Below are 12,178 nucleotides of genomic sequence, written 5' to 3'. Positions count from 1 at the left end.
TTTCTTGTCTCTTCTCGACATTGGAAAAAGCTATTGCGTGATCGTTGCCTATACAGTATACTTTAAACAGTAAAGTATACGAATATATATGAAGCATACTTTACCGTAGCGCAATAAGCGGTTTTTTTTAGCGGGGGAAAGTAAGCGCTTTAAAAATGTCCTAAAGAACGAGAGGAGATCGACATGACAATCAGAAAAAGATCGGCATTGCTCTTTAGCGCTCTGATGGCCACGTCCGTACTTGCGGCGTGCAGCAACAACAATAACACGGCCGAGCCGAGCGCTTCGAATTCGGCTTCCGGCACGCCGAGCGAATCCGCAAGCCCTTCCGCGAGCCCATCCGAATCGGCCGCGCCCGAACTGAAGGGGACCATCAACATCTCGTTGCCGAACGCTTCGTCTTCCGTCTGGAATTCGGTAGCGGACGCGTACATGAAGAGGAACCCCGGCGTAAAGGTCAACGTAGACAATAAGCCGCTGGAAGGCTATAAGGAATGGCTGACGGCTCAATTCGCGGCGGGAACGCCTGACGCCGACCTGATCGTCAACAACGAAGTGGCGAACCTGATGTCGGATAAGAAGTTCGTCGACTACTACCCTTATTTCGACCAAGTGAATCCGTACACCGGCAAGCCGTGGAAGGATTCGCTCGATCTGGCGGCGATGGGCATCAACCTGGACGGAGTCGGCACGGAAGACCACCTGTACAATCTGAATTTCGAATCCGTTCAAATCGTCTGGATGTACAACAAGGAGATCTTCAATAAGGTCGGCATCACGGAGACGCCTAAGACATTTGACGAACTGACCGCCGACTTCGACAAGATTAAGGCAGCCGGCTTCACGCCGCTGGCGCTCGCCGGAGACGCGAACTCGATGTGGAGCAACCAAGCCGGCTGGCTGGTGCGGATCTATGCCGACCAATACCTCCGCGATTATATTAATGTCATTCGTTCCCAAGAACAGGATTATACGTTCCTGCCGGGCGTCGACGATATATGGAAGTACGACCCGACGGATCCGTACAACGACTCGAACAGCAACGTCACCAAGAACGAGATTCGCCAATGGAAGGCCGTTAGGGACAAGGAAGGTCCTTACAAGATCGCGGGCAACCCGGCTTGGGCCGCTTATGCGGACAATCTGAAGAAGCTGTTCTCTTATACGCCGGACGGATTCTTCGGAGTGAAGGACGACCAAGCTTACCAGCTGTTCCTTACGGGCAAGGCGGCGACGATGGTCTCCACCCCGGCTTCGTACTGGCAGCTGCCGAAGGACTTCGCCGATGAGACCAAGACGGGCGCTCAGGGAGGCGTGAAGGCGTTCGAATATGGATTCTTCAACATGCCTTCGATGCAAGGACCGGAAGTGAAGGCTCCGGCACGCACGATCCAGATTCCGATCGGCTTCTATGGCATCGTCAGCAAGAACGCCGAGCAAAACGCGCTTTCCATGAACTTCATGATGTATGTGACCAGTCCGGAAGGCTATAAGGTATACGCCGAGGCGATTCAGAACAGCAAGGATGCATCCCTGTCGGGAGCGCCTGCGCTTAAGGACATCACCCTGCCGGCTGATATGACGGCCGCATTCGCAGACTTTACGCCGATCGGCAACACGGAGGGCTACGAGAGCGCAGGCAACAAGCTGGCACGCGGCCTGAATGATTATCAGCCGTCCGTTCAGGATTGGGTAGGCAGCGTACAGCGCTTCTTCGCAGGCAAGATCACGACGGAGCAGTATCTGAACGAGCTTCAAGCCAACGTCGACAAGTATCTCGAGCCGATGCTCAAGCAAGGCAAGAAGGAGCTGTCCGACCTGGATACGCCGGAGAGCAGACCGCCGGAACGCAAGTAAGCAAGCTGTCCGACTGCACAGGCTCGAGCGGCCTGTGCAGTCGGCCTTCAGGCTTAACGAAGGAGTCGGGCAACCATGGATATGGAAGATCAAGCAAAAGCAAGGAGGAGCATGATGAGAAGAACCCCTTGGATCCTGATAACATTATTGCTCCTGCTGGGACTCGTACCGAATGCCGCTTCGGCAAGCAAGGAGTGGGCGATCGAAGGCGCCGGAGACATTACCTCCATCAACGCTTCGGAGGACGGCACCCGTCTTGCGGTCGGAACTCATGGCTCCAAGGCGGTCGTCTTCGATCAAGAAGGGCAGCTCCTGTACGAGAAGCAAGCGAAGAACGTCATTACCGACGTCGTGCTTCTGGATGACGGGACGATGCTCGTCGCCTCGGACGACCGGCATCTCTACGCTTACGACTCCGCGGGCAACACGCGCTGGGACACCGATATGAAGCGGCAGGTCAAGAGCGTGTCCGCTTCGAACGACGGCTCGGCGATCGCGGTCGTCATTCAGCGGAGCAACGAGCTCCTGTTCGTGAACGGACAGACCGGGGAGCAGACCGGAACGGCATCCATCGGAACGGTGATGAAGTCGGTTCGGGTATCCGGGAACGGGGAATGGATCGTCGCCGCGACGGCGGACCAGTTCTTGCATCTGGTCGGCAAAGACGGCCAGGTCCTTCATAAGTTCGGAGCCAGGGGGCAAATCTCCTCGATCGCCGTGACGAACGACGGCGAAACGGCCGTCGGCACGAACGCCAATCAGGTCGAACTGTTCGATTCCCAAGGCAAGAGGATCACGGCCTACGGCACCCGGGACAGCGTCTCGGCCGTCGCGTTCTCGACAGACGGCAAGCTGCTGGGCGTCGCGGATCTGTCGGGGAACTTCTATATCTTCGATCGGGGCGGCAAGAAGCTGTGGGAAGAGAAGGAAGGACAGGCGGGGCGCGCGGTTGAATTCGCGTCGGACAGCAAAACCCTCTACGCGGGAACGGATGACGGGCGTATTCTGAAGCTGGATATCGGCAGCGCCGTGAAGAGCGCGGAGAAAGCGGCGAAGTGGAAGACGGTCCTGTGGTCGGCCTTGGCGGCGGCAGCCGTCGCGGTCATCGTGCTGCTCCTGCTTTATATGAAGAAACGCAACAAGCTGGGCATTTTCAGAGAGATCTGGAAGGCCAAATGGGTTTACCTCGGGCTCGCTCCGAGCTTCCTGCTCATCTTCGTGTTCTTGTACTACCCTGCGTTCTCGGGACTGGTCCATTCCTTGTACAAATGGCAGCCCGGCGGAACGACGACCTTCATCGGCTTGGACAACTTCAAGCGCATGATCCACGATCCTTACGTCACGAAAGGCTTCGGCAACCTGCTTATTCTCATCGTGACCGGACTTATCAAGACGATCATCCCTCCGCTTATCGTCGCCGAACTGATCTACCACCTGCGCAGCAAGAAGCTGCAGTACGGCTTCCGGACGGCATTCACGGCTTCAATGGTCATTCCGGCGGTGGCGGGGTTGCTCATATGGCAGAACTTCTATGATCCGAACATGGGTCTGTTCAACAACTTCCTTCAATTGATCGGACTCGGCTCCTGGGCGCACGGTTGGCTTGGCGATCCGAAGACGGCGCTCTGGGCTCTCATCTTCATCGGCTTTCCGTTCATCGGGATCCTGCAGCTGCTTGTTCTGTATGCGGGCTTGCTGGCCATCCCGGGAGAGTTGACCGAATCGGCGAAGATGGACGGAGCGGGGCTGGGGAGAATTATCCGGTCCATTCACCTGCCGATGCTGTCCGGCCAATTCAAGTTCCTGATCATACTCGGCCTCATCGGCATCATTCAGGATTTCAACGGCATCATGATCGTAACCGGCGGCGGTCCGATGGATTCGACCTACGTGCCCGCCTTGCAGATGTATTACGCCGCGACGAAATTCAGCGATCTCGGTTACGCCTCGGCGCTTGGCGTCAGCATGTTCGCGGTCATTCTGGTCATTACCGTCATTAATATGAAATTCATCAAGTCGGCGGACGATTAAGGAGGGGCGACCATGAATATTCGTGAGAATCTTAACGCAAGGCAAATCGGCATCGTCGCGATTCTGGCATTGCTGGTCTTCCTCACCCTAGTGCCGATCCTGTTCATGCTCGTGAGCTCGCTCAAGAGCAACGCGCAGATTCTCGGCAACTTCTGGGGACTTCCGGCTCCGGCGAGATGGGGCAATTATTCCGAAGCCTTGCACGCCATCTGGCGCTATATCATCAACACGGTCGGCTACGCGGTATCGGGAAGCGTCTGCGTCATGCTGCTGTCGGCCGTATCCGGGTACATTTTCGCCAAGAAATCGTTCCCGGGCAAGGAAGTCCTCTTCATGATGATGCTCGCGATCATGATGATTCCGGGCATTCTGACGCTCATTCCTTCTTACGTGCTGTACGAGAACATGGGGCTCACGAACACTCCCTGGGTCATCATCGTCTCCAGCGCGGCTGGCGGTCAGATCTTCGGAACGTTCCTATGCCGCACGTATATGTCCGGCTTGCCGGGCGAACTGTTCGAAGCGGCAAGAATGGACGGTGCGGCGGAGCTGCGCGTGTTCTTCCGCATCGTCATTCCGCTCTCGCTGCCGATTCTGGCAACGTTGTTCATCATGCAGTCGGTCGGCGTCTACAACGATTACATCTGGCCGCTGCTCACGATTCAGGACAGCAATCTGCAAGTCATCGCGGTCGGCCTGACGATCTTCACGAAGCAGTTCGGGGTGACCGATCTCGGAACTCGGTTCGCGGCTTACGCGATCTCGTCCGTGCCGCTGCTGCTCATTTTCTCCTTCGGCATGAAATATTACATCCAGGGCATGACGCAAGGCGCGCTGAAGATGTAACCAAGCAAAGGCGGTAGATCGAATGGCAGCCCAAATCGATATTCAAAGTGGCAAAAGAAGCCCGCGCGGAGAGATCCCCAAGTGGATCTGGCACCAAGAGCGGGAGAAACGGCAAGCGATCGAATTGATCAGGGAATTCTCTCTCGACCAGGCGGTCGACGGGGTAGAGCTTCGCGTGGCCCTGACCGGGGGCGTCGAAGTCGAGCTAGACGGCTCTTCTGTCGGAAGGCTGGAGGAGAGCGCGGCCAACGTGTGCTCCTTCCGCCGGATCGAAGGCTTCCCGACCCGCTTAGAGGCAGGTAACCATAAGCTTCGCCTGAGCGTCCGGTGCGAGGCGTTCATGCCGATCGTTCCGATCAACATCCATCTGCATGAGCGGAGCGTCGGATGTATCGGTTATCTGTCCGGGGAGTCGTTCTGGCTTGCGACGGACGACGAATGGAGCGCGGGCGGGGAGCAATCGGCGGCCGTCGTCTGCTTGCTCGGAGAAGAACCGTTCGGCGACCTGGAGGACGGGCCGGAATGGTTCGTCGCCGGAGGCTTCGGAGATATCGAGGTTCGGCCGCTTGTCGGCTTCTCGGTTCTCGAGGCTTCGGGGCTAAACGTCAGCGCAACGTCGATGTCGGCGTTGCTTCGCGGGAGCGGGCAAGGCTTCGTTACGCTGCCGGAGCCGTCGAGGCGCGATCTGCACATCTTCTATCATGTGCGCAAGCAGACGGAGTGGCGCGAGAGGAACGAGGCGCTTCGGGATTCGAACGCCGCGGCGCTGCCCTTCTGCACGCTGGATCTGGGGCGGGAATACAACGTCCGGTTCCGTCTTCGCAATGTCTCGGCGTCTTCGGTCGCCCTCATCTGGAATGGGGCGGAATCGCTGCCGGAGCTGGCGAATTACGAGGGGCTTATCACGGAAGTCGTTCGTCTGGAAGCGGGAGAGACGCCATTCACCCTTCCGCAAGGACTTCGTTACTTCCGGTTGTACGTCATGGCGGAAGACGGAATTCCCTTCGAATTGGAGTGGCAGGCCGAGGAGGTCGGCGTTCCGATCAGGGAGGCGGGCACGCTGCGGACGGATTCGAAGCTGCTAAAGGATATTTACGATATCTCCGTCCACACGAACCGGATCTGCCATCAGATCGGGCTGTGGGACGGCATCAAGAGGGACCGGCTTAATTGGACTTACGATTTCTACCTCGCGGCGAAAGCGGACTACGCCCTATGGGACGATCTATCCGTGCTTAAGAGGTCGATCGAGGAGTTAGGCCGAGGAACGCCCGGCGGCTACTGGATGAATGCGATTCCCGCATACACGCTGTGGTGGCTCAACAACATCTGGGAGTACTATTTGCATACGGGAGACAAGGAGTTCGTCCTTTCGTTGGAAGAGGAGATAGCGAGACACTGCGACCAAGTGAGCCGGAACATCGATCCGACGACGAACGAGCTGATTAACGTCACTCCGACCTTGATCGAGTGGGTGCCGATGGGCGAGGAGGAAGGACGGCTCGGCATGCAGGCTCTCCTTCGTCTCACGGGCGACCGTTTGCGCCGGCTCGGCGGGTATATTCCGGAGCTGAACGGATTGCCGGATTGGTCCTATCCCGAGATCGAACCCGAGCGGTTCTTGGAGGGAGAGCAGCTCATCACCCGGCTTCTCGGCATTCTGTCCGGCTATGTCGGCAACGAGCAGGGCGAAGCGTTTCTTCGAAGCTACGAGGTCCGAGACCCGATCACGCCGCTGTCCGCGTATTGGCTGGCGGATTGCTGCTCGATGCTCGGGCTGCAGGAGAAGGCATGGGAAGCCATATCGCAGGTCTGGGGCAAAATGCTGGCGGAAGGAGCCACGACCTGTTGGGAGAGCGTGAAGCTGAAGCATGACGGAGACTTCCATGATGCGCTTACGACCTACACGGCGTACGACTCCTATCGGATCAGCCTCTGCCACAGCTGGGCGGGCACTCCCGTGCATTGGATCGTCGCGCGCGTTCTTGGCGTGGAGCCTTTGGAGCCGGGATACAGTTCGATAGCCTTCAACCCTCGGCTCATCTCCGGTATCGAAAGCTGCGTGGGCACGATTCCGACCCCGTTCGGAGCGATTACAGCCGGATGGGACCGCGGGAACGAGGAGACGCTCGTGCTTCGTCTGCCGGATGGGATCGCGGCGAAAGGGATCGAAGCGAGACACTGACCTTGCGTCAGTGTCTTTCTTTTTCCTTTGCCATGAATAATTAGACTCAGATAATTTAACATTAGTTTCCATGCAAATAGGTAAAAAGTACATAAAGTTAGGAAGTCGTTGCTAGATGAAACCATTCATGAGTATAGTAAAAAGAAACCATGCCTATCTGGCACAAGGATGATCGAGAATGTCGGCGGGACGAATCAAACTCAGCGTACTGGACCTGGTGCCGGTATTGGAAAATAAAGACGACTCCTACGCTCTAGGCCAAGCGGCGGAGCTAGCCGTCGCGGCGGAGCGGTGGGGCTATGAGCGTTATTGGGTAGCGGAGCATCATGACATGAAGCACCTGGCCTGTCCGACGCCGGACGTGCTCCTCGCGCATGTCGGGGCGCGGACGAAACGGATTCGGCTCGGATCGGGAGCGCTGCTGCTCCCGCACTATTCGCCTCTGAAGGTAGCGGAGACCTACCGGATGCTGGCAAGCCTGTATCCCGGCCGGATCGATCTCGGCTTGGGGCGGGCGCCGGGCGGCAATGCGCACGTGAGCATGGCGCTCAGCGGCAACTTTATCGAGAACGTGAGCAAGGTGCCGGAGAAGCTGCGGGACCTGTCCGCGCTTCTTCAGGATACCTATCGCTATGATGGCGAGAAGGTAGGGGCGCGCCCGCAGCCTCCCGAGCAGCCCGAGGCGTGGATGCTGGGAACGAACAAGAAAAGCGCGGAATTCGCGGCGGTATACGGCATAGGATACGTGTTCGGTCAGTTCATGAGCGAGACGAACGGCGCCGCCGTCCTGAGGTCTTACCGGGAGGCGTTCATTCCTTCGCCGCTGCATCAGGAAGCCAAGGCCATCGTGACGATAGGAGTCGTCTGCGCCGAAACGGAAGAAGAGGCGGTCCGCCTGGCCGCGGACTCGTCGATCCTGTTCCGCCAAGCCGTTCCCGGCGGAGAGGCGACCGGAGGTTCGGGAGGCAACAGCAAGCTTCTGTTCGGCACGCCGAAGCAGCTCGCCCACCAATTGGAGGAGCTGGCGATCGTCTACGGCGTTGACGAGTTCATGATCGTGACGTCGATTCCGGACTATGCCAAGCGCTTGCGTTCGTATGAGCTTCTCGCTCGGGAGATCGGATAAGAGCCACCTTAGCTTTTCGAAGGAAATCATAGCTTTACGGCCTTGCCCGCAGAATCGCCCGTGCTAGAATGTAAGCGATAACATCGACGGGAGGGCATGACTTTGACCGATTACGCGATCGACGCAAGAGACGACCGCAAGAATATCCGCTCGGGCGCGAGCAAGATGAAGGGGATTCACCCTTCGGGAGAGAGCCTGAGCTTCAGCAATTATTATATGGAGAGAAACGGCAAGCCTTACTTCGGAATCTGCGGCGAATTCCATTACGCCCGTTACGACGAGAGCCTCTGGGAAGACGAGATCGTGAAAATGAAGATGGGCGGAATCAACATCGTCTCGACTTATATCTTCTGGAATTTCCATGAGGAGATCCGAGGCGTCTTCCGCTGGGACGGGCGTCGGAATCTTCGCCGCTTCATCGAGCTGTGCGCCAAGCATGATCTGTATGTCATCATTCGGATCGGCCCGTTCGACCATGGCGAGGTCCGCAACGGCGGCCTGCCCGATTGGCTGTTCGGCCGGCCGATCCGGATCCGTTCCAACGACGAAGGCTATCTGGCCTTCGTAAAGCCGCTGTACGAGCAGATCAGCCTGCAGGTTCAAGGGCTGCTCTACAAGCAAGGCGGTCCTATCATCGGAACGCAGATCGAGAACGAGCATAATCATTCCGCGGCGCAATGGGCGCTGACGACGGGCATCAGCAACGAGTGGATGACCCGCGGCGAAGACGGCGAAGAGCATATGCTGCGGCTTAAGCGGATGGCGATCGAAGCGGGCATCGATACGCCGTTCTATACGTGCACGGCTTGGGGAGGAGCGTCCACCCCTGCCGAAGAGATGCTTCCCCTCTGGGGAGGCTATTCGCATTGGCCGTGGATCTATTACGAGCATGACCGCTTCGGGGATATGAAGGAGCATCCCGCGACGCCGGAGTATATTTTCCGCGACAAGCACAACAATTCCCTTCCCGTCAGCTATAACTTCGAGCCGACGTACGTCCCCGAGGATTATCCCTATGCCTGCTGCGAGATGGGCGGGGGAATGACGCCGTTCTACCGGTACCGGTTCGACTTCCCGTATATCAGCGTACCGGCGATGACCGGGATGAAGGTCGCGGAAGGCTGCAACCTGATCGGGTATTACATGTATCACGGCGGCTCCAACCCGAGCGGGCAGAGAGATCCGTTCTTGAACGACATGGCCACGCCGAAAATCTCCTACGACTTCAACGCGTGCATCGGAGAGTTCGGGCAAGTGAGGGAATCGTACCACCGGACGCGCCTGCAGCACTATTTCTACCGGACGTTCGAGGAATGGATGTGCCGGACGAAGACGATTCTCCCCGGAGATACGTCGACGATGGACCCCTATGACGTCGATACCCTGCGTTATGCGGTACGCGCCGCCGACGGCTCCGGCCTGCTGTTCCTGAACAATTATCAGGATCATGTAGAGACCCATGATTTGTTCGTACCGGGAGGGGTCACGGTCAAGACGGCTTCCGAGGAGATCCGATTCCCGGCGGAAGGGGCTCTCCAGCTCGGCAAGGACGGGTACGCCATGCTGCCTTATAACCTCGACTTGGGCGGCATTCGCCTGAAGTACGCGATGGCGCAGCCGATCACGACGCTGGAGACCGACGGCGAGCTGCTCTGCTTCTTCGCGGCGGTGCCGGGCATGCCGACGGAGTACGCGTTCGAGACGGCTGCGCTGCATCGGCTGGAAGCGGGCTCCGCCGAGACGGCTCGCTCGGGAGAATGGACGATCGTACGGCCCGCGGAAGGAAGCTCCGAGCCCATCGTGCTGATGGCTCCCGGAGGAACCATCGTCTCGATCCGGACTTTGACAGAGGCGGAAAGCTTAGGCTTCTGGAAAGCGGAAGTATGGGGGAAAGAGCGAGTGTTTCTGACTTCCGCGACCCTTCTGGTCGGCGACGGAGAGGTGAAGCTGGAATCCACGGACGCCGATGAGGTGGAGCTGAAGGTGTTCCCCGACTTCGAAGAGCTTGGCTCGGTGATCGGCGGCGAATTGCTGGAACGCACGGATGAAGGTCTGTTCTCGGCATACCGGTTCCGAATCCCTCGCCGGGAGATCGCGTTCGGCCTGGAACGGGTCGGCGAAGACAAGGCTGCCTTGGAGTTTGCCGCCGGCTCCTTCGCCGGAGTGAAGGAAGCGCTGCTTCGCGTCGATTACGCGGGCGACATCGGCTACGCGTTCATTGACGGGGACCTGATCAACGACAACTTCAGCAACGGCAAGACGTGGGAGATCGGCCTGAAGCGCTTCGAGGAGAGGCTCGTTCGGGAGGGGATGTACCTGTACGTCTCGCCGATCCGCAAGGGAAGCATGGTGAACAGCAACACGACCATGGCCGGCTGGAGCTCGAACGCGGCGGAACTCATCGCCGAGCTGTCGAATGTCTCGATCGTACCCGTCTATGAGCTCGTGCTGAAGAAGGGATAGGCTGCGATGAAGTCGGAGACGGCCCCGGTCGGGGACAATCGCCCTTCCCGCGCCGGGGAACGGAAGCGGAGCCGCCTAGGCCTCTGGAGCCTGAGCTGGCCGATCGGCATGGAGCTGCTGCTGCAGTTCCTCATGGGAACGGTCGATACGCTCATGGTGAGCCGGATCGGCGACAATGCCGCATCGGCGGTAGGCGTGTCCAATCAAGTCATTCAGACCGCGATGACGCTGTTCGCCGTCATCAATGCGGGAGCCGGGGCGATCATCGCCCGAATGTGGGGGGCGGGCGAGCAAGCGAAGGCAAGGCAGACGGCTGCTATCGCGATCAAGGCCAACCTGATCTTCGGGGTTGCCGGAGGCTTGGTTCTTGCTTTCGGGTCCGGGGCGGTCGTCGGACTGATGGGGGTTCCGGCGCAGGTTCGCGGGTATGGAGTCGAGTACCTCTCGATCGTCGGCGGCGGAATCGGCGTGATGACGCTGCACCTCGCGGTCAACGCGCTGATTCGGAACATCGGCAACACCAAAGGGCCGATGCTCGCGACGCTCGGCATGAACCTGCTTCATTTGGTTCTGAATTACCTGCTGATCTTCGGCATCGGCTGGTTCCCGGAGCTGGGAGTCCAAGGAACCGCCATCTCGACGGTAATCAGCCGTTCGTTCGGCCTTGCCCTGTCCTTCTGGCTGCTGTGGAGAATGTTCGTTCCGCGCATGACGCTCGGCGACTGGATGAGAACGGATCGCGGCCTGCTCAAGGATATCGTCGGAATCGGCATTCCGGTATCGGTGACGGCGATGTCCTGGGGCTTCTCGCAGATCGTGCTGATCTCGATTATTTCTTCGTTCGGTCCGAAGCCTCTGGCTGCATATACTTATGTCCAAACCATTCAGCAATTCCCTTGGATGATCGCGTCCGCCATCGGCAGCGCCTTGGGAATCCAGATCGGGCAGTGGTTCGGAGCGGGGTTCCTTGGGCAGGTCTACCGGGGGCCGATCCGGGCGATCGTTGCCGGCGTGAGCCTGGCGCTGACGGCCAGCGCCGCCATCTGGGCGGCGGGCGAGCCGCTGCTGAGCCTCTTCACGGAGGATCGGGAGGTCGTCTCCGCGGCCTTGCCGCTTCTGGCCATCTGCATCCTGTGGCAGCCGATGCGGATCGTGCCTTTCTGCTTGTCCAACTCGCTCAATATCACGGGAGGTGCGCGCGCGGTCGCCGTCCTGTCGGTCATCGGCATGTGGCTGGTCGCGACGGGAGGAGCCTACGCCTTCGGCGCGCTTGCCGGCTGGGGCGTCATCGGCGTCTACGTCGCGGCGATTCTCGATGAAGCGATGCGGGGAAGCTATTTCGCCTGGCGTTGGATTGCGTTTAAGCCGGACGGCAAGGCTCGGGTATCGAGCAGCGGGAACGCGGATCACGCTTCGCAATCCGGTTGATCGTGTTCGGGCTTCAGATATCGTAAGCCGATGTTAGTCCACTTGACTGTCGCTAGCCTGCTGCTAGCCGCATCAGGCTCCTCAGTTGAGTAGAAATTACTCAAGTGGGTGCGTTCGCAGACGGATGGCGGGTGCAGGTGAGCAACCGCGACTCAACTGGAGCGGCGATAGGAGCGAGAAGGAACTCAGCTGAGTAGAAATCAAGTTGGAGAATGCGAGCAAGCAGACTGAGGCGCTGCAGC

General features: G+C 58.7%; 7 protein-coding genes. All 7 read left to right on the top strand.

Annotated elements, in window-relative coordinates:
* Positions 1 to 183: 183 nt before the first annotated feature.
* The 7 genes from ELR57_RS13335 (at position 184) to ELR57_RS13305 (ending at position 11,936) form a co-directional block, all read left to right on the top strand.
* Positions 184 to 1,857, top strand: coding sequence for an ABC transporter substrate-binding protein (locus tag ELR57_RS13335; RefSeq protein ID WP_126959576.1), 1,674 nt, complete (start codon positions 184 to 186; stop codon positions 1,855 to 1,857).
* A gap of 114 nt (positions 1,858 to 1,971) precedes the next feature.
* Positions 1,972 to 3,888: an outer membrane protein assembly factor BamB family protein gene (locus tag ELR57_RS13330; RefSeq protein ID WP_126959575.1), complete on the top strand. Its 1,917-nt coding sequence runs from the start codon at positions 1,972 to 1,974 to the stop codon at positions 3,886 to 3,888.
* A 12-nt stretch (positions 3,889 to 3,900) separates the two neighbouring features.
* The gene (locus tag ELR57_RS13325) at positions 3,901 to 4,734 is read left to right on the top strand and encodes a carbohydrate ABC transporter permease (RefSeq protein ID WP_126959574.1); all 834 of its coding nucleotides are present in this window, start codon (positions 3,901 to 3,903) and stop codon (positions 4,732 to 4,734) included.
* Positions 4,735 to 4,756: 22 nt separating this feature from the next.
* Positions 4,757 to 6,919, top strand: coding sequence for an alpha-L-rhamnosidase C-terminal domain-containing protein (locus tag ELR57_RS13320; RefSeq protein ID WP_126959573.1), 2,163 nt, complete (start codon positions 4,757 to 4,759; stop codon positions 6,917 to 6,919).
* Positions 6,920 to 7,097: 178 nt separating this feature from the next.
* Positions 7,098 to 8,045 carry an LLM class flavin-dependent oxidoreductase gene (locus tag ELR57_RS13315; protein ID WP_126959572.1) on the top strand — a complete coding sequence of 316 codons (948 nt, stop codon included), beginning with the start codon at positions 7,098 to 7,100 and terminating at the stop codon, positions 8,043 to 8,045.
* Positions 8,046 to 8,147: 102 nt separating this feature from the next.
* A complete protein-coding gene (locus ELR57_RS13310) occupies positions 8,148 to 10,508 on the top strand; it encodes a beta-galactosidase (protein ID WP_126959571.1) in 2,361 nt (786 codons plus the stop codon).
* Positions 10,509 to 10,514: 6 nt separating this feature from the next.
* Entirely contained in the window at positions 10,515 to 11,936 is a 1,422-nt protein-coding gene (locus ELR57_RS13305; RefSeq protein WP_126959570.1) for an MATE family efflux transporter, read from the top strand.
* The last annotated feature ends 242 nt before the right edge of the window (positions 11,937 to 12,178 follow it).

The organism is Cohnella sp. AR92 (assembly GCF_003990975.1).
Lineage (GTDB): Bacteria > Bacillota > Bacilli > Paenibacillales > Paenibacillaceae > Cohnella.
This window is presented reverse-complemented; position numbering and strand designations above follow the sequence as displayed.

Bases quoted from the DNA above. Each gene is read 5' to 3' on its own strand.
- ELR57_RS13320 (WP_126959573.1), top strand. From the start codon at position 4,757: ATGGCAGCCCAAATCGATATTCAAAGTGGCAAAAGAAGCCCGCGCGGA.
- ELR57_RS13335 (WP_126959576.1), top strand. From the start codon at position 184: ATGACAATCAGAAAAAGATCGGCATTGCTCTTTAGCGCTCTGATGGCC.
- ELR57_RS13330 (WP_126959575.1), top strand. From the start codon at position 1,972: ATGAGAAGAACCCCTTGGATCCTGATAACATTATTGCTCCTGCTGGGA.
- ELR57_RS13315 (WP_126959572.1), top strand. From the start codon at position 7,098: ATGTCGGCGGGACGAATCAAACTCAGCGTACTGGACCTGGTGCCGGTA.
- ELR57_RS13305 (WP_126959570.1), top strand. From the start codon at position 10,515: ATGAAGTCGGAGACGGCCCCGGTCGGGGACAATCGCCCTTCCCGCGCC.
- ELR57_RS13325 (WP_126959574.1), top strand. From the start codon at position 3,901: ATGAATATTCGTGAGAATCTTAACGCAAGGCAAATCGGCATCGTCGCG.